Source organism: Priestia sp. TRM10 (assembly GCF_057808375.1).
On the sequence record NZ_JBJZOT010000004.1, the window covers coordinates 71,600 to 94,122 of the forward strand.

Genomic DNA, 22,523 nt, shown 5'->3' on the forward strand with positions numbered 1-22,523 from the left:
TTTCTTTTATTAGATTATAATAAACGATTCAAAAAGAAGTAATACTACTTGATGCTGAAGCCTCTCTGTTAATATTATTTATACAACAGATTATAATACCTTCCGATAACTTACCAAATTGTAATAAAGGAACACGAGTGTTAATTCATTTACTCATATTTTTTTAAGATAATAGCTGAATTATGTCCTCCAAAGCCAAATGAATTAGATAAACCAGTACTGATCTTCATCTGGCGAGCAACACCCGGTACATAATCTAAATCACATAATGAATCAGGAGTTTTTAAGTTAATTGTTGGAGGGATTATTCCTTCCTTTAAACTCATTGTCAGAGCAATTGCTTCAATTCCACCAGCTGCACCTAACATGTGACCAAGCATAGATTTATTAGCCGTTATGGGGATATTATAAGATTGATCTCCAAACAACTTTTTAATAGCCATTGTCTCAGATAAGTCCCCCACTTTTGTACTTGTTGCATGAGCACTAATAATATCGATTTCTTCAGGAATAATACCTGCATTTTTCAAAGCAGCTTTCATAGCGAGATAGGCACCTTTACCTTCCGGGTGGGAAGCTACCATATGATATGCATCAGAACTTGCACCATATCCAAAGACTTCCGCATATATTTTTGCCTCTCTATGTAAAGCATGAGATAAAGATTCTAAGATTAAAATTCCAGCTCCCTCTGACATGACAAATCCATCTCGATCTGTATCAAATGGGCGACTAGCTTCAGTGGGACAATCATTTCTTGTTGATAACGCTGTAGCATTACTGAAGCTGGCTATGGATAAGTCTGTTATAGCTGCTTCTGTCCCACCTGCAAACACAATATCAGCTTCTCCAGAACGAATCAGACGAAATGCCTCCCCGATGGCTGTATTTCCAATGGCGCAAGCTGAAACAGGTGATATTGAGGGACCCATGGCATTATATTTAATACTAATTTGTGCAGCAGCAGCATTAGAAATCATGGCTGGGACTAGAGTGGGGCTTACTCTTCTTGGACCCTTTTCGCGAAGCACATCAACGTTTTCAATTAAGGTCTCAAGCCCTCCTATACCTGAACCTACGTATACACTTAATCTTTCTTCATCTATATCATTAATATCTAATTTAGAATCTATCCACGCTTGCTCAGCAGCAGCCAAAGCAAATTGCGAAAAGCGATCTAAACGTCTTGCTTCTTTTCTTCCAAGAATCTCATCCGCATTGAAATCTTGAACTATACCAGCAATTTTCGTTTTATAATCACTAACATCAAAAGTATTGATGGAGGAAATACCAGATTTCCCTTCAATGAGGTTGTTCCAAAATGTTTTTATATTGCTTCCTATAGGGGATACCACTCCCATACCAGTAACTACAACACGTTCCACTTTTCATCCCTCCAAATAAATAATATACTTGTATTTTACATGTAATTTATCCTATTACAAGTTATTGTTTATCCTATTATAATTAGTACTAGGCTAAGTTGAGATAACGGAGGAGGTTAAAAAATGAATGAGAAAACGAGGCTTGAAGCTTTGTCTACATTTTTAAAATCTAAACGTGCCCAAATTAAGCCGGAGTCTATAGGTTTACCTACTGGTGTACGGAGAAGAACGCCTGGTTTACGTAGAGAAGAGGTTGCCCAATTAGCAGGAGTGAGTACGACTTGGTATACTTGGTTGGAGCAGGGAAGGGATATAAAAGTATCTTCAGTTGTTTTAGAATGTATATCCAAAGCCCTGCAATTAAATAATGATGAAAGAGACTATTTTTATGATTTAGCATTAGAAGTAAAAACAGAAATTACCCATCCTAAAAAAGAACAATCAAAGCTTACGCCTTCTTTAGAACATATATTATCCGAACTAACTTACTGTCCCACTATTATTACAGATCGACATTGCCATATTGTAGGCTGGAATCCTGCAGCTACTCACGTATTTTTAGATTTTGAACAAGTACCAGATAATGAGAGGAATTTGATTCGTTTAGTCTTTACTCGAAAGGAATTAAGAACATTAGCTGTTAATTGGGACCATTTTGTTAAAGGCTTTCTCGCCATTTTCCGTACTTATTACGGTCATTATTTAGGCGATGAATGGTATAACCAGTTCATTAAAGAAATGAGTGAATCTCATCCTGAATTCCAAGCTTTATGGCAGGAAAGTCAAGTTAGTAAAGCTCCAGAAATGATGATTGAATTTAGACATGCCCAAGCAGGGAAAATGTTATTTAATCTAACTTCTCTTCAAGTTCAAGGGGATATAGATTTAAGATGCAGTATTTACACACCTGGGGAAGAAACAGCTACGGAGAATAAATTGAAGCGATTAATGGAGAAACGCTCTCTTGAAAAACAATAAAGTAATTTAATTTATTAAGCAGCTATTGAGGCTTGAACTCTATATTGTACAGGGTTCAAGCCTTTTAGCTTTGTTTTTATCCTTTTGATTTATAATGAAGAGTTGTTTGGTTCTCCTCTAATAGTAAACCCGTTGATCTTTTATTCCTGGTGACAAAATAGGAACCAACCACTACTATAATGATAATTAGCGTTAGAAAGAATTGTGAACGTAGTGAATTAATAAATGCCATTGATACAATTCCACATGTGATTGCTATAATGGTGGCATAGGTTAAATAAGGAAATAACCACATTCTTATTTTTAATGCTTCAGGGTTTTCTTTTTCATATTTTCTTCTCATACGCAATTGAGAGATAGCAATTACTAGATAAACAAGAAGTGCTACTCCTCCAGAAGCATTGAGCAAAAAGAGAAATATTTTATCAGGAGATAGATAATTGAATATCACGCTTATATAGGAAATAACGGTACATCCTAAGATAGCATTAAGTGGTACCCCTTTCTTGTTTACCTTTAAAAACATGTGGGGGGCATCACCCGTTTGTGCCATAGAAAACAACATACGGGAGCTTGTGTAAAGACCAGAATTTAAGCAAGAAAGCACAGCTGTTAGAACAATAAAGTTCATAATTTGGGGTGCAGCAGGTATATTTACAAGTTCAAGGACGGAAACAAAAGGACTTTTCATCAAATTAGTAGAGTTCCATGGAAGAACAGTCACGAGAATAGCAATTGAACCTAGGTAAAAAAATACGATGCGATAAATAACACTATTTGTTGCAGTGACAATCGCTTTCTCAGGTTGAGATGTTTCCCCTGCTGCAGTCGCTACAATTTCAGTCCCCATAAACGAGAACATAATGAGAGTAATTCCTAAAAATACAGAACTTATTCCATTGGGGAGAAATCCTCCTCTATGTAAAATGTTTGAAGTTCCAGGTGATTCTACACCAGGTATAAGGCCAAAGATTATGGCTCCTCCAATAATTAAAAATAGGACAATACTTACTACTTTAATAAGAGAAAACCAGTACTCGAACTCACCAAATGACTTAACGGAATACATGTTGGTAAGGGTTAATAAAAACGTAAGTACAAGGCTAACTGACCAGGAAGGTAAAGAAGGAAACCAGTACTGAATAATGTTCGCACCTGCGATTGCTTCGACTGCAATTACAATTACCCAGAAAAACCAATATAGCCAGCCGATTGTGTAGCCAGCCCACGGTCCCATCGCTTCTCGGGCATACGTAGCAAAAGAACCACTGGATGGATTGACTGTAGCCATTTCTCCTAGCATACGCATCACTAAAACCACAAGTAGTCCTGTTAATGCATATGAAAAGATCGAAGCTGGTCCTGCCATATTAATTAGGGATCCACTCCCAACAAACAACCCCGCCCCAATTACTCCTCCGAGAGAAATCATGGTAATATGACGAACTTTTAACTCTTTTTTTAAGTCAGTTTGTTGATGATTCAAAATCTATCCCTCCTATATAAAGAAAATAATCTCTAAATTTTGAAGATGCTAATACTATTACTTTGAAAAATGTATGATTGATACGAAAAAGAAAAATTCACCTCGTTGTAAGCGTTATCATTTAACTGTTATTTTATTAACATTAAGATGGTATCTACAGTACAACCTAGGCATTGATGATCTTGGAGAAATATTAAAACAATGAAGCGTGTCTTCGCTCATATCACAATTATGCGTTGATGCATCCATATAAATGTGAATGAGGTGAAAGAATACAAGGTTATCTTAAAACACCAAATGATTCTTAGACAATCGATGAAACGTATGTCAAAGTAAAAGATTAATAGATATATTTATATTATGAAGTCGATTCAGAGTGGAATACCATTGCTTTTTATCTAAGTGAATCAAAAGTTAAAAGAAAAGTATACCTAAAGGCATACAACTAAGGGCATCTAGTTATCTCAATAATATAGGGGAATCAGATCACCGTTCTATCACATTAATGGGAATACGGACAGTTAATAAGCAAAGAAGTTCTTTTAACCACTCATATACTGCCGGATAAGCTTTAAATGAGTGTTTATCAAAGTCCTTTTACAAGTCTATAAGCTGTTTATTTAAGATTCTTCAAAAATAGAGACTTACCGTAACACATAAGGCTAAGTTAACGATCATTATTTTGATTAATAAATTTCTCTTTTTCTGTAATACGTATCATTTTCCCTTTGGTATAGTTAGATCTCATTTTAAACATTAAGGAAAAACCAATAATCCACCATCCTGCAAAAATCAACCATTCATAAGGCCAAACTAATGCTGCAGGCATTCCTGGTAAATACAAGGAAATAAACCCTATACTCAATATTAAGGCGATCCAACCTATAGTACTCGATTTACCAGCACGAAAAGGTCGTACCATCTGTGGTTCTTTCCTTCTTAATTGAATAAAAGCTATTGCAACAAAAAGATAAGCAACTACAATAGCGATTCCTCCGGCATTAACCAGCCATACTAACATTGGTCTTCCTAGTAACGGGGCTACAGTAGCTAAAGAACCTATAAATAAAATGGAGTTGATTGGTGTATTATTTTTGGGATGTAACTTACCAAACCAGGCTGGGATCATCTTTTTTTCTGCCATAGTATAGAGAATGCGGCTTCCACCAATAATAAAAGCATTCCAGCTTGTCAAAATTCCTGCTATACCACCTAAAATTAAGATGTTTGCAAAAAGACTAGAACCATAGACTTTTGCCATAGCATCTGCCGTGGGTAGAATAGAACTGCCGATTACACTCTTATCTAAAGAAATTCCTACTGCAAAAATAATACCTATATAAAAGACTGCAGCTAATCCTACAGATAAGATAAGAATCTTTCCTATTGATTTTGGCGCCACATTCATTTCTTCTGCTGTTTGCGGGATAACATCAAAGCCTGAGAACATGAATGGTGTCATGATGAGGACGCTAATAATACCTACTGTTCCACCAGCAAACAAGGGTTCTACATAAGTGAAGTTACTAGTAAAACTTGCTCCAAATATTAACATTAAACCCGTAATGGCTATGACAATGGTTAAAACCATTTGAAGAATAGCTGCAGATTTGACGCCAAAGTAATTAAAAATAGTAATAAATATAGAACCTAATACTCCCACAAGCATCCAAGATAAATACACATCATAACCAGTAATTGTGTATATATAACCTACTTTATAATTTGGAAAAACATATTCTATAACAGTGGGGAAAGCTACCGCCTGGAAGCCTACAACTGAAATGTAACTCAAGGCTAAAGCCCATGAAGCAATAAATGCAGCTCTTGGACCGATTCCTCTAAGTACATAAATTAGCGCTCCTCCTGTCTTCGGCATAGATGAAGCTAATTCAGCATATGTTAAGCCTACAAAAGTAACTAATAGACCTCCCAGAACAAATGCTACCATGGCACCAATGGTTCCAGCTGTAGTTATCCAATTTCCTGTTAAAACAACCCATCCCCAACCAATCATTGCTCCAAAGGATAAAAATAAAATGTCTAGTCTTGAAAGCACCTTGTTAAGATTTGGATCCTTATTTATATCCATCCATCTCCTTCTACAAAAGCTAAATTATTTTATAATCCTATTTCATCGCTATTTTATTAGTTTTTTCTCTTGAGTTTGTAAGGAGGGCTTTGTAAAAAAAGCCCAATCCTTATTAACTAACTAGTTATTTCATAATTGAACATGTCCTAAGACCAAGTTATGATGAATTAACAGCTTTACGACGTTTGATGCGTCTTATTATCCCATTTAATGCTTTCAGTTTGAGCCATAGCTTTTATAAGGAGTGTAAAGGTTTTCATATCTCCCACTAGATAGGTCTCTTTAACATCTACTGGGCGTACTTCACCCTGACGGTTGATCCAGCATGTCTGAAAACCGAGCTCAGTAGCCGGTACCACATCATATTTAAAGCCAAATCCGGCATGTAAAACTTCTGATTTATCTAATCCTAAACGCTCTAAAGCTAAATGGAAACCTTTATGGCTTGGTTTATAAGCACCTGCTTGCTCAGCAGTAATAATTTCGTCAAATTCCACACCAATTTGTTTTACAGATTCTTTAATAATTGCATCATCAGTGTTTGTAATTAACACAATTTTAGTGTATTTCTTTAGTTCTAATAATGCTTGTTTTGTATCAGCAAAGGGCTGCCATCTCCCCATAGATTCAGAGAACTCAATACAATCTTCTTCTGTGAATGGGTATCCAAAATCATTAAAGGCCATAGGTAAAGTATTTTTTAAGACCTCTTTATATGGGCGATACTTTTCTTGAATATAGTCAAATTGACGATTTTCCCAATGACGTTGTAAAGCTTTAACATCGACACCAACAATCCCGTGCTTCGCTAAGATTTTACTAAACTCCTTTTGTATTTCGCCTTCCCAATCAATTAATGTTCCAAAATTATCAAAAGTCACTGCTTTAGGTGCTGCCATATAAAATTCCTCCCTTTTTAAGTCGATTTTCTTAATGTCGACATAACATAAATATAATGTGAATTTTTAGAATAGTCAATTATTTTATCGGAAAACATACTATAAATCTTCATCATAATAGGTTGTGGTACAAATATTTCAAGATAACAACATTGTTTTTGCAATAGTACTGTTTTCATTGCCTATGTGAGGGTTGAATATTAACAATTATAATCCGAGAAGTAAGAGAAACAGCCAAGTCTCTCGAATATATGCCTGGCTGTTTTTTCTCTTTATTTAGTAAGATAAAAGTTATCCTTATTTTTCTCTAAGGCCGATGCACGCTATAAAATATCTCTATTGATTTTTTATTTTTGCACCTCTTTTATCAACACTACAGAAATCAGTTCTACATACCATTATTCAAAAGAAATTTTAGTTTATAAATCCTTCTTAGACGATTGTAAGTTCCTTTTCATAAACTTTTTCCGGTGAGACAAAATTATAGCCGAGATCTTTTGCGACAGCTTCGTATGTGATTTTACCTTTTGCTGTATTTAATCCAAGTTTTAACGATTCATTATCGAAGATTGCTTTGCATACCCCTTTGTTTGCAATCTGTAAGGCGTAAGGAACCGTCACATTTGTTAAAGCAATTGTGGATGTTCTTGGAACTGCTCCAGGCATGTTTGCTACTGCATAATGAACTACATTGTATTTTGTGTATGTTGGATTGTCATGTGTAGTAATCTGATTGACCGTTTCGACAATACCACCTTGATCAATGGCTACATCTACAATAACAGAGCCTGGCTTCATAGCTTCTACCATGTGTTCTTTTACCAACTTAGGAGCCTTTGCACCTGGGATTAGTACAGCTCCAATTAAGAGGTCAGCTTCTGCTACCGCTTGTGCGATGTTAGATGGATTAGACATTAGTGTTTTAATTTGATTACCAAAAATATCATCTAGCTGACGTAAACGACTTGCACTTAAATCTAGAATGGTAACATCCGCCCCTAACCCTATTGCGATTTTCGCTGCATTTGTACCTACGACTCCTCCACCAATAATGGTTACTTTACCGCGATTAACACCTGGGACCCCAGATAGAAGAATACCTTTGCCTCCATTTGATTTCTGTAAAAATTGAGAACCAATTTGTGCAGCCATCCGTCCTGCCACTTCACTCATCGGAGTAAGAAGAGGGAGAGTACCATTTTCTACAACTGTTTCATACGCAATGGCAATAACCCCTGTATCCTTAAGAGCTTGAGCTAGATCTGGTTCAGCAGCTAAGTGTAGGTAAGTGAATAGAATTAGTCCTTCACGGAAATAACGATATTCACTTGGGAGTGGTTCTTTTACTTTCATAATCATTTCAGCCCGACTCCATACTTCCTCGGCATTCGTCATTATTTGTGCTCCAACAACTTTGTAATCTTCATTTGTAAACCCACTTCCACTTCCTGCATCTTTCTCAACTAGAACTTCATGCCCAGCATTTATAAAAGAAACGATTCCAGCTGGTGTAAGAGCAACTCGATTTTCATTATTTTTAACCTCTTTCGGTACCCCAATAATCATTTTCCTCATCCTCCTAAAGTAAGTAATTTTCTAATATAAAATATGTTGTTCCGATCTAGCCAAACTAATTTGGTTTCTAGCACTTTATAAGACATATGCTTTTTACACCAGAACCAAAATTTCTTTTAACTTTCAGACCTTGCCTTGTGCCTATTTTAATTTCAGAAGGATGGTATCATCCTCCCAAAATTAAAATCTTACCCAGTTTCATCAAACCATAATATTCTCTTTGTTATTCAAAAAATAATGAAGTGAAGGGGCAGTTTTGCTATTTCCGTATGCATAATAAAAATGATTGAAATAATGATTAGGATAAACGTTCAATAAAAATAACGTCTTTTATTTTGATTAAATTATCTAATGTAATCAAGTAACTCCCGTTAGAGTTTACAGTATTTATATTCCAATGGACACATACTGAATTTCTAAAAATTCTTCTAAGCCTTGGTGACCGCCTTCTCGTCCTAGTCCACTTTCTTTCATCCCACCAAAGGGAGCCTGTGCAGCAGCAGGAGCTCCGTCATTCCATCCAACAATTCCACAATCAAGCTTTTCAATTATGCGAGTCCCTCTTGATACATTTTCGGTAAAGACATATGCAGCTAATCCATATGGAGATTGATTTGCCAGTTCTATTGCTTCCTGATCTGTCGTGATTTTTTGAACTGGAGCAACAGGACCAAAAGTTTCCTCATTCATTACAACCATTTCATGATTTACTTCTCCAAGAACGGTTGGCATATAAAAACTTCCTGAACCTATATCTGGCTTTTTACCACCAGTGAGTACTTTGGCTCCTTTGGATAGTGCATCTCTAACATGATAATCTACTTTTTCCACAGCTTTATGATTAATTAATGGGCCTATCTGTACACCCTGTTCCATTCCATCGCCTATTGTTAAATCTTCTACAGCTGCTGTCAATTTTTTAATGAATTCCTCATATATACCTCCTTGAACATAAATTCTGTTTCCACAAACACAAGTTTGGCCGGCATTTCTGAATTTAGAGGCAATTACCTGTTTCACAGCCAATTCTAAATTAGCATCATCAAGAACAATAATTGGCGCATGGCCTCCTAGTTCCAGGGATACCCGTTTCATTTGATCAGCTGCTTGTTTCATTAAGAGTTTTCCAATTTCCGTTGAACCGGTAAATGTGATTTTCCGTACTCTTTCATCACTCATGAAGGCCTTTCCAATTTCTGAAGAGGTTCCTGTAACTAAGTTAATGACCCCATCAGGGATACCAGCTTTCTCACAAAGCTCAACTAGTTTAATCGCGGTAAAAGGAGTTTCCAACGCTGGCTTAACAACGACAGTACAACCGGCGGCAAGTGCAGCCCCTAATTTCCTAGTAATCATGGCTGCAGGAAAGTTCCAAGGAGTAATTGCAGCTACAACACCAATTGGTTTTTTCCATACTTGCAGTCGTTTATTTGAATGATGAGAAGGAATCGTTTCCCCATAAATCCGTTTACCCTCCTCAGCAAACCATTCAATATAAGACGCAGCATATCTGATTTCTCCACATGCTTCTTGGAACGGTTTTCCCATTTCCATCGTCATAATTTGAGCTAATTCATTTATACTTTCTAACATTAGCTCATTTAGTCTTTTTAAATAAGTGCTTCTTTCATATGCCGTTAAATTAGACCAGGCTTCTAAGGCATTATGAGCAGCATTAATTGCCTCTATAGTTTCTGCCCTACCTAACTTTGGAACATGGCCGATTAGTCTTTCTGTTGAGGGATTATAGACTGGAAGTTTTTCAGCATTTTCTCCTTCCCACTTTCCATTAATATAATTTAATTCTTTTAGATTCATTGTCACAGCCATCTTGAACACCCTTTCAATCTTAATTTAGAAGTTATATTCTTTTTTCTACGTTATTTGGTTTGATATTAACTTTAATTTGCAACACAAGAATTTTTACATAAATTACGTAATTTCCAAAAACATAGTATATCTTATAAGGTACTAGTGATTTGATGATAGAGGTGATTAATATGTGAGATTGCAACCTCTTGTACTTTCAATGGATTTCTTGTTTTAATTGCTTTTAATAATGCTTCGTGCTCCTCACAAAATTCATATTTATGATCTTCATAGTAGTTTACTAGCTGTGATAAAACTGTTCTAATCTGATTCTGCATAATACTGTAGACCCTGATCATTCTTGAATTTCCGCAAAGTTGCACTAAAAAAACATGAAAAGCTATATCCACTGCAAACAATTCAAACCAATCTTCAGAGGCAATACATCGTTTCATTTCTTGAATCATTTCTTCTAAATCATTTATTTGATTGTCTTCTATTATCTCAGTTGTTTTCATAATTGCAGGAACCTCTATGTGCAAACGAAGTTCATTTATTTCCTGTATATCTTCTTTCGTAAATTCCACTAAAAATGTACCTTTTCTAGCTTTATTTACAACTAAACCTTCATGCTCTAATATTTGCAATGCTTCACGTAATGAGCTACGGCTAATTCCCATTTCATTTGAAAGTTCTGTTTCAGAGACCTTTTCTCCTAATTGAAACTTCCCTTGCCAAATTCTTTGTCTTAATTCATCTGCTATGAATTGACCAAGGGGCTTTTTTCTTATCGCCTGTGATGGATTTTGTTCAATAAACATTTTTATAGATTCCTCCAGAAACTAATTTACTTTAACATGAAACAACCCCTTTCGAAGACTATAAAATCGAATGTCGACATTAATAATGTTGTAAATAATCATAAAATTCAAACGTTATATTTGTCAACTCACTTTTCAAAAAAATAATAATTAACAGAAATTATTGACTATTTTTTAAATTTATGAGTAAATAAACTCAAGTTCAAATGTCGACATTATGAATGTCGGAAAATATACTTTAGAAGGAGATGTATCTAATAATTTAATAGAGTCTCAAAAAAATACCCACGTCTAATCTATTTAATAAAGAAAGTTCCAGAATTTATCTCATCAAATTTTATTCGAGGAGGAATTAAGATGAAGGTTAAAGAGATTCAAACAATCCAGCAAAAAGATGAGGAATTAATTTGGCATGGCATGAGGCCAGCAAATACTTTTCCTTCCATGATTGTAGAGCAAGCAAGTGGTGCTTGGATTACAGATATAGATGGAAATGAATATTTAGATGGCATGTCAGGGATATGGTGCGTAAATGCTGGTTATGGCCGAAAGGAGATTGCTGATAAGGTATATCAACAATTATTAGGAATGCCTTTTTATCCTTTAACTCAAAGCCATAAACCGGCAATTGAGCTTGCAGAAAAATTAAATGAGTGGCTTGATGGTGATTATGTTTACTTTTTCTCCAATAGTGGCTCAGAAGCAAATGAAACAGCCTTTAAAATCGCCCGTCAATATCACCATCAAAAAGGTGAACAAAGTAGAAATAAGGTTATTTCTCGTTATCGCTCTTATCATGGCAATACGATGGCAACACTATCTGCAGGTGGTCAGGCACAAAGAAAGTTTAAGTACGAGCCTTTAACGCAAGGATTCATCCATGTATCTCCTCCAGATAACTATCGTTGTCCAGATTATTTGAATGAAGCTGAGTATAATCTAGCTTGTGCCGATGAAATTGATAAAGTTATAACTTGGGAGATGAAAGAAACAATTGCTGCTGTTATTATGGAACCGATTATAACAGGCGGGGGAATTCTTGTTCCACATGATAATTATCTAAAAAGAGTACGAGAAATTTGTGATGAAAATGATGTACTAATGATTGTAGATGAGGTCATTTGTGGGTTTGGGCGTACAGGTAAACCATTTGGATTTATGCACTATGACGTAAAGCCTGATATTATTACGATGGCAAAAGGAATTACAAGTGGATACATGCCTTTATCCGTAACGGCAGTCAAAAAGGAAGTATATGAGGCATTCCAAGGATCTGATCAATATGATCATTTCCGACATGTGAACACTTTCGGTGGAAGCCCTGCTTCTTGTGCTGCAGCAATACAAAACTTAGAAATTATGGAAAGAGAAAATCTAGTCAAACGTTCTGCTGAATTAGGAGAAAGAATGTTGGCTGAATTAAAAGTGTTAAAAACGCTTCTACCTAATGTCGGTGACGTACGAGGAAAAGGACTGCTTATTGGAATTGAGTTAGTTGAAAGTAAAGAAACAAAAAAACCACTTGAAGAAAGTATGGTCAAAAGCATCGTAGCAGCGTGTAAAAAACAGGGATTAATTATTGGTAAGACAGCTGATACAGTAGCAGGCTACAATAACATTTTGCAGATTTGCCCACCACTTAATATCACAGAAGATGATTTTGAGAAGATTGTAACAACTGTAAAAGCAGTTTTGACTGAGCAATTAGGTGATTAGTTTTACAGATGATAATTATGCCGTTGTGGATGCATTCCTAGTAAATGATAGTTGTGAAGAATGAATCAGACTCACTCATCAAATTGACTATATCAAGATCTTTATATTAATAAAAAATAAAAAAGCCTTTAAATAAAGGCTTTTTTATTTTGAACTAGTTGTTTTTTTCTTTGATTACTAATAAAACACCACTAAGAATTAGGAATGAGCCTATCCAAAACGTTCCACCTATACTTTCTCCTAACAGGAGCCATCCAAGCAATGTTCCTACTAAAGGTTGAAAGAAGAAAAATAACCCACCACTTGAAGCATTCAATAATTGTAATCCACGATTCCAAAGGATAAATGCACAAGCTGTTGAAACAATGCCCAAATATAAAAGGCCGCCCCAAATCGTTGGATGAGCTAATTGTGGAACAGAAATATTACTTAATCCTTTTAGAACAAAAGGTGTTAAGATGACAAAAGCAATTAGGATAGAATAAGTGGTAATCACTATTGGTGAATAACTGCTTGGAACTCGTTTGATAAGAACAGACATAAGAGCCCATGTTAAAGCTGCCACCAGAAGTGAAATACCGCCAAGCTGGCCAGACATATCAATATGCCCGTTCCCTACAATGAGAAATACTCCTATTGTAGCTAAGCAAACCGATATCCCTTTTTTCATATTTAATCGTTCTTTAAGAAGGAGCCGAGCAAAGATTACCATGAATGCTGGCGTAGAAGATGTAATAATCGCTCCCATCTGAGCCGAAGACAACATAGTCCCATATTCTTGCGTAACAATAGAAATTGTATTACCCACTATACCAATAAGGGCAATTATTAGGAAATCTTTTCTATGGACTTTCCACGACTGTCTTTTTATGAGCCCAATGATGAGAAGAGCAACAAGAGCCACTAAATATCTCATCCACACCAACTCTAATGGTGGAATGACATCTACAACCACTTTTACTACAACATACATGCCACCCCAAATGCTGGCAGCTAACGCTAAATATATCGAACCTAATAAGGTGTTTTTCATTTTTTGTACCCTCCGTATTTAAAAATTAGGTCAATGAATGCCCTAACGGAGAGAAGTAGTCACTTTACTCCATTAAGGACGGAGAAGTGCTACTGGTACATCATTTTCAAATAATGGAGCTAAGAACATTTTATTTCACCTCAAGTTTAATTTCGGTCCTCATTATACATGGTTTGTCGTATCGAGTAAACCTTTTGTGTGCTAATATCCAACTAATAGTTGAAGGCACTTAAAAAACACTTTATCGTTTAGCATTTAAAATATTTCGTTATATTTATATACCATAATTTTATCTAAGGTATGATTTCATCAAAAAAAGCATCTATTTTAAATAGATGCTTTACAATGCAAATAATGTGTATCTTACTTATACTGGCGTTCTACCTTGATCTATGATTTGTGCTAACATTTGTATAATACGATCTCCGACTTCTGAAGTTGATGCCTTTCCTCCCATATCTGGTGTTAGTACTTTTCCTTCAATTAAAAGAGATTCAATAGCTTTTAATATATTTTGAGCTAATTCTTTATATCCGAAAAATTCCATCATTTGACTAGCTGACCATATAGCCGCAAGTGGATTTGCAACTCCTTTCCCTGCGATGTCTGGTGCAGAACCATGTATTGGTTCAAACATAGAAGGATAAGTTCTCTCAGGGTTAATATTAGCCCCTGCTGCTAATCCTAATCCCCCAGCTAGAGCAGCTCCTAAATCAGTGAGAATGTCTCCAAATAAGTTAGATGTAACCACAACTTCAAATCGTTGAGGTTGTTTGACCATAAACATACTTGCTGCATCCACAAGGTAAGAATGCGTTTTCACATCAGGATATTCTTTACTTACTTCTTCAAATATTTGATCCCAGAAAACCATTGAATAGTTTAGTGCATTACCTTTACTGATACTTGTTAAGGATTTCCCTAGTTTTCTAGAAGTTTCAAAAGCATAACGAATAATTCTTTCTGTTCCCTTTCGAGAAAAAACACCAGTTTGTAAAACTACTTCCTCTGGTTGACCTTTAAAGAGCCAATCTCCTGCTCCTGCATATTCTCCTTCACTATTTTCTCGGATAAACAACATGTCAATATCTTCTCTCTTTGCCCCGGATAAAACATTTTGAGTTCCTTGCATAAGAGTTATAGGACGTATATTCACATACTGATCAAATTCTTTTCTAATTCGTAGAAGCAGATCCCATAGGGATATATGATCAGGTACTCCTGGGTATCCAACAGCGCCTAAATAAATGGCATCATAATTTTTCAACTGATCTATTCCATCATCATCCATCATTTTTCCGTTTTTTAAGTAATATTCACATCCCCACGGAAAATGATTAAAATCAATTGTGAACTCTTTACTTAAATTTGCTATTTCTTTTAATACTTTTATGCCTTCATTAATTACTTCAGGACCAATTCCATCTCCCGCAATGACAGCAACTTTAAATTTTTTCATATAAATTCCTCTGCCTTTCTTTCTTTTTATTTATATTACGCTTTTAAAGTTGAGATACTAATTGATTTTTAGGGGTGAAGAGAACCTAACTTTAAAAAGTACTTAGAACTATTCCTTCATATAAGCAAGAATCTTATGGTATAGATCTATCAATTTTCTCGTTCAATTTTTTATTAAACAATCTAGTAATCATAACTTTAATTTCATTAATAGACATACAAATCATAATAATTATGACACCCATCCACTGCAAAGGACTTACGTTTTCCTTCAATACTAACTTGGCTATAATTATAGCCACAGGCAATTCTATTGCGCCTAAAATTGTACATAAGGAGTTAGGCAGATGAGGGGCACTAATTGCGAATAGTAAGGGTGGTAATATAGAGCCAAAAACAGCTACTCCCAGACTATAAAACCAAACCGAGCTTGTTATAGTTTCTGCTGCAATAGAGGTTGGTGGGAATAGAAATGTCATCAAAATAAGAGATCCTGAAACCATAAAAGATGAACGTAGAAATGGATCTACATCCTTGGCTACTCGACCACTTGAATAAATAAAGCCCGCAAAACAAAAAGCTGAACCAAATCCTAATATTATTGCAATCATAGGTACATTGGAAAAGTTACCTTCTATGACATTGGATGCTAGAAATACTCCAACTAAAGTTAATATTACTGAAAGAAGTGTTGTCTTAGAAGGCAGTTTCTTACTGAAAAGAAATTCATATAAGACTCCAATCCATACAAATTGGAATACTAAAACGACGGCAATTGATGCCGGTAAATACAGCATGGATGCATAGTAAAGTACATTCGTTAATCCCCCTAATGTTCCAGAAAGCATTAACGATAAAATCTTTTTTCGATTTATATTTCCCCAGTTAGGCTTTTTAATTAAAGCTATACTCCAGAGAATTGCTGAAGCTAGTAACATTTGTATCCAAATGATTTCACTAAGAGAAAATCCAGCAGTAAACCCCCATTTAGAAAAAACAGGAGTTGCTCCAAAGCTTGATGCCCCCATTGAAAATAATAAAATTGCTTGCCAATACTTCATACTAAATATCCCCTAACGATAAACTCAATTTTGAATCAATATTATTCAAAATTCTAATTAAGTAATCATAAACTTAGGAAGAGAAATATGATTACTTAAGGTTTTATTATTTAAAATATTCAGTTATATTCACTTGGCATTTATCAAAATCAAAACCTAAAATTCCTTTCATAAGGGTTCTTATAAATATTTTTGTCGATTGTCGACATTGATGTTTTAAAATTAATGCTGGTAACGCTGTTCCTTTATTGAGTAATGAAGAAACAGCATTATTCTTTTTACTTTTCACCAAATAATCTCAAACCAGCATCCTGAATGTGCTCTACAACCTTTTCTTTTACTACTTTTTCATCTCGTGTCTTAATAGCCTCTAACATTTCTTTATGCTCTTGATAAAGAGATTCAAGATTTGAATAATGGCGAGATAACCTTGATAAGAAAGTACGTATTTGAACAAGGATTAAATTGTAAAACTTTATCATCGTTGCATTATGGCATAAGTTAACCACGTATGCATGAAATTCTAAATCAAGATTGAGAATTTCATCCCATTTATCACTTTGCATACTTTCTTTCATACGTTGAACTTTGGATTCTAGTTCCTTTATATCTTCTTCTTTGATATTGTGTACAGCTTTTTCAAAAGCATATACCTCTATCAGTAATCGAGCCTCATAGATTTCTTTTAAATCCTTTTTCTCGAATTTATTTACAAAAGTTCCTCTTCTTGGGGCACTAACAACTAATCCTTCATGCTCAAGTAATTGCAGTGCTTCACGTAGAGAACTACGACTGACACCTAAATTAGATGAAAGGTCAGGTTCCATTAGACGATCACCAAATTCAATTTCACCTTCCCATATCCTTCTTTTTAATTCATTCGCAACAATCTCACTTAACGGAGGTTGTATTAAATTTGATTTTTTATTCATAGTCTATCCCTCCTTAACCACTACGAAATATCATACATTTAAAGTTTGATCTTCTTTCTAAAAAGTATAATTTCCGAATGTCGACAAGTACTTTCTGATAATTTTAAACATAATGACATGTAGAGTCAATAGTTAGAAAATACTGATACATTAAAAGTATCGATAGATTTATGATGGTCAGGAGTCATTTTTAAATATATAAGAGGCTGCTATTATTTATCCGGGTTGAAAAATATTATGTTGATTTACAATACAAATAAAAATTTTCCTGTTAATATTCAGCAAATATTAATTTTAAAAAACGGCAATAGTATCCGCACAATTACCAGTTCCCATTGCCGCATCAGTTAAGGGGGAGTTTACTTAGTTCATTAAATAGTAGTAATTAATGCTTAATTTTTTTCATTATTTAAAATGTATCCGTCCTAATTAACTTTTAAATCTGATAAATTAATTAACTACATTATTACTTGTTATTTCAGCACCTAATTCTTCTGAAAATGTTTCAGCTGTTTTATTTATAATCAAGGCTTTTTCATCGAGAGATATTCCTGGATGAAAATATAGAACATGCATCAAATTTTTACTTTCCATTGTAACCTTTGCTCGTTGAGAATCAACAATAGGACTACCAAAACCACCAAGCTCATCAGAGAGATGTGGTTTTCCTTGCATAGATACTATTCTTCCATTTAATGCATCATAGCTAGCTTCATCGCTACCCAAACCATAGGATATACTACCTTGAATATGATCCATGTCGTATATCCCCATAGAAGTAGCATGTAAAATAGATAGGAAATTGTTAACATCCACCGCACCATTTACCCAAAATAAGGGTTTATCTGAAATAGTTCTCTTGATAAGTGCTTCAGATGATACTTTATAGCGAGAAGGATCAATTTTTAATTGTTTTAGGAGTCCTCTCCAGGCTTTTACTTCATCTTGATCTGTAACTTTAATTGTAGAGTACTTATTAATTAAAGTTTCCTTAAGAGATGCAAACTTCTGCTTAAAATCATTACTAGATTCAGTTAGTTCTTGAACCTTGTATGTAATGATACCTAATGAAATATTAGGTGAAACCTTACTAATACTGGAATCAATGTTCACTTTTGATGGTTTAATCATTCTAGTTCTACCTTTCACATTATATAAGAATAAAAAAATTAAAGAGAGCTCTTTATTACGGATTTAAAGCGTTTAATTGTTCTTGAGGAGTTAATCTTTTATTTTTAAACGTTTCTACAGTACAGGATTTGTAATCAAATCTTGAATTTCTTGTTGAGTTAGCTCTACCAATATTACTAACTTTTCATTATTCCAAGGATTAAAAACTTTAAAGTATTATCGCCCTCAATTTTGGAAATTGAACCTTTTCCATTATAGTATAATGCAAACTAATCGTTGTAGTCATCAATTATTCCTTCATCGTATTTCATTTCTTTTTATGTACTACTCTGTGTTAAATTTGTTAAATGGGCTTCATAAAAGAAGCCCATTCCTATTTAACCATCTCTTTTTCCCATCTAATGCTTTCAGTTTGTGCCATAGCTTTTATAAGGAGTGTAAAGGTTTTCATATCTCCCACTAGATAGGTCTCTTTAACATCTACTGGGCGTACTTCACCCTGACGGTTGATCCAGCATGTCTGAAAACCGAGCTCAGTAGCCGGTACCACATCATATTTAAAGCCAAATCCGGCATGTAAAACTTCTGATTTATCTAATCCTAAACGCTCTAAAGCTAAATGGAAACCTTTATGGCTTGGTTTATAAGCACCTGCTTGCTCAGCAGTAATAATTTCGTCAAATTCCACACCAATTTGTTTTACAGATTCTTTAATAATTGCATCATCAGTGTTTGTAATTAACACAATTTTAGTGTATTTCTTTAGTTCTAATAATGCTTGTTTTGTATCAGCAAAGGGCTGCCATCTCCCCATAGATTCAGAGAACTCAATACAATCTTCTTCTGTGAATGGGTATCCAAAATCATTAAAGGCCATAGGTAAAGTATTTTTTAAGACCTCTTTATATGGGCGATACTTTTCTTGAATATAGTCAAATTGACGATTTTCCCAATGACGTTGTAAAGCTTTAACATCGACACCAACAATCCCGTGCTTCGCTAAGATTTTACTAAACTCCTTTTGTATTTCGCCTTCCCAATCAATTAATGTTCCAAAATTATCAAAAGTCACTGCTTTAGGTGCTGCCATATAAAATTCCCCCTTCATCTTATTGTCGATTTTATAAATGTCGACATAAACCCAATATAGTTATAATTTTCAGAAAAGTCAATAGTTTTCGAAGGTATAAAATAAAATTTTTATAAAGAATTTAAAGGCAAGATTTAAATTCCTATAAAAAAGAAGGATGCTCATATGATAAATAATAAATTCTAATTAAATAAATAAGAGTAGCTATTATAATGCTGCTTATTGGGAAATCAAAAAACTCCTCAATTACTAAAATATTTCCACTATTTCAAATTTTTATCATTGGTAATTTTACATGGTGTATTTTAATTTTTATTTTGTTAAAGTTAAAGGAAGTAAAAAAGCCCAAATCTGTTCATTAACAACGAATTTGCGCTTTTTCTTTTTATTTATATATTCTTACACAAAGATAAGAACTATATAGTAGTGATTATAATGTGAATAAAAAGGACCTTAATCACAAATAGCTACGTTTTTTAAAAAATATATTATCTAGCGAATATTGATTAACATTCTCTTTATAATTGATTCTACTTAAAAATAGTTAATATTCCTTAACCTCGTTCCTTTTTAATTAATTTCTTGCTCATAAACCCAAATTTACCACCCACAACTTCCTTAACCTCATGGATAACAATAAATGAGTTCGGATCAATTTCTTGCACACTCTTCTTAATTTTTAAAAGTTCGTTCTTTTTAATTACTACGTAAATAATACGTTTATCCTTACTAGCATAATAACCATATCCATAAAATATAGTTGCAGCGCTACCGAACTCACGAGTAATGAACTGAGCAATTTTTTCATATTGATCAGACATAATGGTCATTGCTTTTTTATTGTGAAAACCTTCTATCATTAAATCAACGATTTTAATGCATAAATAAACAAAAATAAATGTGTATAATGTGTTATTTAATCCTATAGCAAATATAGAAGCCAGTATAATCAAACTATCCATGTAAAACAGACTTTTTGAAAAACTATATCCTTTGGTGTAGTTTAATAAATAAGCCATAAGAGTAGTTCCTCCAGTAGAACCATCAGCAATAAAGATTAATGCTAAACCTGCTCCCATCAATAAGGAACCAAACACGATCCCTAAAATCATGTCATTAATACTAAATGGAATAAAGCTTGCGATTTTAAGGAAAATAGATGTCATGATTGTTCCAATTGCAGTATAAATGATTGTTTTCTTTGTTAAAAATTTATAAGCTACAGCGATAAAGATAAGGTTAATTAGAAATGTACTTATACTTGTAGGAATATGAAATAGATAAAATAAAACCAAAGCAATACCAACTGTACTTCCATCACCTAATTTGTTTGGAATAACAAAAAACTCAATAGATGCAGCTATTAGAAATGTCCCAATAATAATTAAAAGGATATCTTTGTAAGCAGTTTTCATTATATGAATCTCCTCCCCTAATAAATAGGATTATTTTTTAAAAAATAGAAAATGAAATAAAAAACGCCTTAGAAATTGTTGTTTTAAAAACACAATCAATTTCTAAGACGAAAGAATTACGATAATTGTTTATTCTCTACTTTCCTCATAAAATCATTTTTAGTTAAAAAACGTCCTTGAAAATCCTTCAAGAAAACTGATTCCCCGCAATGTCCTAGACGATTATATAAGCTTCGTTGATTTATGTCAATATCATAAAAACTCTTAGCTTTTTGAAGAAACATAGTATCAAAATTCCTCAATTTTTCCCATTATTGTCTAATAAATTAATAATCAAACAAGCTAGGGCGAGGTGATTCTTTTTTGTATATACTATATACCCTAATCAAATTTTACATTTAGTGGGGTATTACCCATCAAACAGAAGATAAATGCAAAATCAGGCCCTATATTACTTTATTTTCATGATAATAACTAGTATATGCCTGTGGGAGTATTCCTTATATTTTCCACAATTTCCCTTGTTGCTCATTTACTTCGCTTGTACATAAAAAGAAATCCTTTTATGCTCTTTTCATGCTTTCTTTTAACATGGAAAACCTCCCTACACCTACCACAATCACCCTTGTCATACCTTTAACAAAGAATAAGATACTTAAACATAGATATATACCAATCTACAAAACTGTTTATACTACTGATGTATTCCCCATATGTAAAAACCCTTTGCTAGTTCTAAGCAAAGGGTTTCTTTTTTATTTGCTATATGAAGGTTAGTGAAGTTCTACCTATGCTTACTCTAGACTTTAGATAATGGTGACAGATACTGATTCATGGTTGAAGTCCGTATTTTTTAGACATGAAATAATATTTTATTTAAAAATTCTTTTATATAGTAGGCTCTTATCAAGAAACCGATTTAAGTTCTTCCGTTAAACGTAAAAAAGTTTCCTTATCTCTATTTTTTAATGATTGGTCAATTTTCTCAAGGACCTTAATTTTTTTGAAATCCTTCATCACTTGATTCAAAAACAATTCAGCTATTACCTCGTCATGTATATGGATTTCAACTTGGTTCATTCCATTAGACAAATTGTTTTCCATCAAACGTCAACCCCTTTATCTTTGCTCTTTTGTCAAAAGTATTCCCCTTTTTCACGCTTTTAATACGAGATTGATAGATAAAACCTTTTTTATGGTTATATAGCCTTAAGACGATAGATAAAGGCTTAAGCCTTTTTAAAATAATAAGCATACCGATAGCAAAGACCGCCCACTATCTATAAGTGTATAAGGCGGTCTTATGTATATTCATTACATATAACTATTCTCTTTTTCACGACATTATTCTACCTTCATTCAAATATCAAAGAAATCATCAACTTTTGCATTCTTATCCACTTTTCTAATAGCTGTCATAATCCTTTTAACCGTAGATACGTTGGGCTCTCGTTTACCTGAGCAAATTTGACTCATTGCTGTTTCCGAGAGTTTTGAGTTCCTCGCCAGCCAAACTTGAGTTCTTCCTTCTTTTGCTAACCATTTTTTTAACTTTGTTTTTTTGACTCCCATTCTTTACACCTCTATATTATGGCTCTATGGCTTCATTTATGTCCATTTCTTTAAGTTTTTATACAGAAAT

The 22,523-nt window shown here is 34.0% G+C and carries 18 protein-coding genes; 2 read left to right on the forward strand and 16 right to left on the reverse strand.

All coding sequences use genetic code 11. The features are described 5' to 3' along the window. Positions 1-149 precede the first annotated feature (149 nt). Positions 150-1,385, reverse strand: coding sequence for a beta-ketoacyl-ACP synthase II (gene fabF, locus ACK3CR_RS04465; RefSeq protein WP_488974915.1), 1,236 nt, complete (start codon positions 1,383-1,385; stop codon positions 150-152). A 123-nt stretch (positions 1,386-1,508) separates the two neighbouring features. Here fabF and ACK3CR_RS04470 point away from each other — a divergent pair, with 123 nt between their 5' ends. Continuing rightward, complete coding sequence (locus ACK3CR_RS04470; protein ID WP_488974916.1) at positions 1,509-2,363, forward strand: helix-turn-helix transcriptional regulator; 855 nt, start codon at positions 1,509-1,511, stop codon at positions 2,361-2,363. A gap of 76 nt (positions 2,364-2,439) precedes the next feature. Here the strand turns inward: ACK3CR_RS04470 and ACK3CR_RS04475 are convergent, their stop codons facing one another. The 6 genes from ACK3CR_RS04475 to ACK3CR_RS04500 all read right to left on the reverse strand — a co-directional run bounded on the left by ACK3CR_RS04475 (position 2,440) and on the right by ACK3CR_RS04500 (position 11,045). Continuing rightward, on the reverse strand, positions 2,440-3,795 hold the full coding sequence (locus tag ACK3CR_RS04475) for an amino acid permease (RefSeq protein WP_488974938.1): 1,356 nt from the start codon (positions 3,793-3,795) through the stop codon (positions 2,440-2,442). Positions 3,796-4,516: 721 nt separating this feature from the next. Beyond that, on the reverse strand, positions 4,517-5,941 hold the full coding sequence (locus tag ACK3CR_RS04480; protein ID WP_488974917.1) for an APC family permease: 1,425 nt from the start codon (positions 5,939-5,941) through the stop codon (positions 4,517-4,519). Positions 5,942-6,117: 176 nt separating this feature from the next. After that, entirely contained in the window at positions 6,118-6,840 is a 723-nt protein-coding gene (locus tag ACK3CR_RS04485) for a haloacid dehalogenase type II (RefSeq protein ID WP_488974918.1), read from the reverse strand. 432 nt (positions 6,841-7,272) lie between these two features. Further along, complete coding sequence (gene ald, locus ACK3CR_RS04490) at positions 7,273-8,406, reverse strand: alanine dehydrogenase (RefSeq protein WP_488974919.1); 1,134 nt, start codon at positions 8,404-8,406, stop codon at positions 7,273-7,275. A gap of 396 nt (positions 8,407-8,802) precedes the next feature. Further along, positions 8,803-10,245 (reverse strand): NAD-dependent succinate-semialdehyde dehydrogenase, encoded by a 1,443-nt coding sequence (locus tag ACK3CR_RS04495; protein ID WP_488974920.1) that lies wholly within the window; start codon positions 10,243-10,245, stop codon positions 8,803-8,805. A gap of 131 nt (positions 10,246-10,376) precedes the next feature. Further along, positions 10,377-11,045 (reverse strand): GntR family transcriptional regulator, encoded by a 669-nt coding sequence (locus tag ACK3CR_RS04500; protein ID WP_488974921.1) that lies wholly within the window; start codon positions 11,043-11,045, stop codon positions 10,377-10,379. Between the two features lie 357 nt (positions 11,046-11,402). On the opposite strand from ACK3CR_RS04500, the gene ACK3CR_RS04505 reads away from it, so the two are divergent. After that, a complete protein-coding gene (locus ACK3CR_RS04505) occupies positions 11,403-12,761 on the forward strand; it encodes an aspartate aminotransferase family protein (protein WP_488974922.1) in 1,359 nt (452 codons plus the stop codon). A 154-nt stretch (positions 12,762-12,915) separates the two neighbouring features. On the opposite strand, the gene ACK3CR_RS04510 is transcribed toward ACK3CR_RS04505, so the two are convergent. The 9 genes from ACK3CR_RS04510 to ACK3CR_RS04550 form a co-directional block, all read right to left on the reverse strand. After that, on the reverse strand, positions 12,916-13,794 hold the full coding sequence (locus tag ACK3CR_RS04510; RefSeq protein ID WP_488974923.1) for a DMT family transporter: 879 nt from the start codon (positions 13,792-13,794) through the stop codon (positions 12,916-12,918). Between the two features lie 367 nt (positions 13,795-14,161). Next, on the reverse strand, positions 14,162-15,253 hold the full coding sequence (locus tag ACK3CR_RS04515; protein ID WP_488974924.1) for a tartrate dehydrogenase: 1,092 nt from the start codon (positions 15,251-15,253) through the stop codon (positions 14,162-14,164). 133 nt (positions 15,254-15,386) lie between these two features. After that, entirely contained in the window at positions 15,387-16,313 is a 927-nt protein-coding gene (locus ACK3CR_RS04520; RefSeq protein ID WP_488974925.1) for an EamA family transporter, read from the reverse strand. A 278-nt stretch (positions 16,314-16,591) separates the two neighbouring features. Then, complete coding sequence (locus tag ACK3CR_RS04525) at positions 16,592-17,245, reverse strand: GntR family transcriptional regulator (RefSeq protein ID WP_488974926.1); 654 nt, start codon at positions 17,243-17,245, stop codon at positions 16,592-16,594. Positions 17,246-17,695: 450 nt separating this feature from the next. Beyond that, positions 17,696-18,376, reverse strand: coding sequence for a B3/B4 domain-containing protein (locus ACK3CR_RS04530; RefSeq protein WP_488974927.1), 681 nt, complete (start codon positions 18,374-18,376; stop codon positions 17,696-17,698). Positions 18,377-18,749: 373 nt separating this feature from the next. Continuing rightward, entirely contained in the window at positions 18,750-19,466 is a 717-nt protein-coding gene (locus tag ACK3CR_RS04535) for a haloacid dehalogenase type II (protein ID WP_488974928.1), read from the reverse strand. Between the two features lie 554 nt (positions 19,467-20,020). Then, positions 20,021-20,881 carry a YitT family protein gene (locus tag ACK3CR_RS04540; RefSeq protein ID WP_488974929.1) on the reverse strand — a complete coding sequence of 287 codons (861 nt, stop codon included), beginning with the start codon at positions 20,879-20,881 and terminating at the stop codon, positions 20,021-20,023. Positions 20,882-21,787: 906 nt separating this feature from the next. After that, positions 21,788-21,985 (reverse strand): IDEAL domain-containing protein, encoded by a 198-nt coding sequence (locus ACK3CR_RS04545; protein ID WP_488974930.1) that lies wholly within the window; start codon positions 21,983-21,985, stop codon positions 21,788-21,790. A gap of 255 nt (positions 21,986-22,240) precedes the next feature. Next, positions 22,241-22,453: a helix-turn-helix domain-containing protein gene (locus ACK3CR_RS04550; RefSeq protein WP_113749910.1), complete on the reverse strand. Its 213-nt coding sequence runs from the start codon at positions 22,451-22,453 to the stop codon at positions 22,241-22,243. Positions 22,454-22,523: the final 70 nt, after the last annotated feature.

Excerpts from the sequence above, each read along its gene's own strand:
- ACK3CR_RS04550 (WP_113749910.1), bottom strand. The coding sequence starts at position 22,453 with ATGGGAGTCAAAAAAACAAAGTTAAAAAAATGGTTAGCAAAAGAAGGA.
- ACK3CR_RS04505 (WP_488974922.1), top strand. The coding sequence starts at position 11,403 with ATGAAGGTTAAAGAGATTCAAACAATCCAGCAAAAAGATGAGGAATTA.
- ACK3CR_RS04530 (WP_488974927.1), bottom strand. The coding sequence starts at position 18,376 with ATGATTAAACCATCAAAAGTGAACATTGATTCCAGTATTAGTAAGGTT.
- ACK3CR_RS04540 (WP_488974929.1), bottom strand. The coding sequence starts at position 20,881 with ATGAAAACTGCTTACAAAGATATCCTTTTAATTATTATTGGGACATTT.
- ACK3CR_RS04525 (WP_488974926.1), bottom strand. The coding sequence starts at position 17,245 with ATGAATAAAAAATCAAATTTAATACAACCTCCGTTAAGTGAGATTGTT.
- ACK3CR_RS04510 (WP_488974923.1), bottom strand. The coding sequence starts at position 13,794 with ATGAAAAACACCTTATTAGGTTCGATATATTTAGCGTTAGCTGCCAGC.
- ACK3CR_RS04500 (WP_488974921.1), bottom strand. The coding sequence starts at position 11,045 with ATGTTTATTGAACAAAATCCATCACAGGCGATAAGAAAAAAGCCCCTT.
- ald (WP_488974919.1), bottom strand. The coding sequence starts at position 8,406 with ATGATTATTGGGGTACCGAAAGAGGTTAAAAATAATGAAAATCGAGTT.
- ACK3CR_RS04495 (WP_488974920.1), bottom strand. The coding sequence starts at position 10,245 with ATGGCTGTGACAATGAATCTAAAAGAATTAAATTATATTAATGGAAAG.
- ACK3CR_RS04470 (WP_488974916.1), top strand. The coding sequence starts at position 1,509 with ATGAATGAGAAAACGAGGCTTGAAGCTTTGTCTACATTTTTAAAATCT.
- ACK3CR_RS04475 (WP_488974938.1), bottom strand. The coding sequence starts at position 3,795 with ATGATTTCTCTCGGAGGAGTAATTGGGGCGGGGTTGTTTGTTGGGAGT.
- ACK3CR_RS04485 (WP_488974918.1), bottom strand. The coding sequence starts at position 6,840 with ATGGCAGCACCTAAAGCAGTGACTTTTGATAATTTTGGAACATTAATT.
- ACK3CR_RS04520 (WP_488974925.1), bottom strand. The coding sequence starts at position 16,313 with ATGAAGTATTGGCAAGCAATTTTATTATTTTCAATGGGGGCATCAAGC.
- ACK3CR_RS04535 (WP_488974928.1), bottom strand. The coding sequence starts at position 19,466 with ATGGCAGCACCTAAAGCAGTGACTTTTGATAATTTTGGAACATTAATT.
- ACK3CR_RS04545 (WP_488974930.1), bottom strand. The coding sequence starts at position 21,985 with ATGGAAAACAATTTGTCTAATGGAATGAACCAAGTTGAAATCCATATA.
- ACK3CR_RS04515 (WP_488974924.1), bottom strand. The coding sequence starts at position 15,253 with ATGAAAAAATTTAAAGTTGCTGTCATTGCGGGAGATGGAATTGGTCCT.
- ACK3CR_RS04480 (WP_488974917.1), bottom strand. The coding sequence starts at position 5,941 with ATGGATATAAATAAGGATCCAAATCTTAACAAGGTGCTTTCAAGACTA.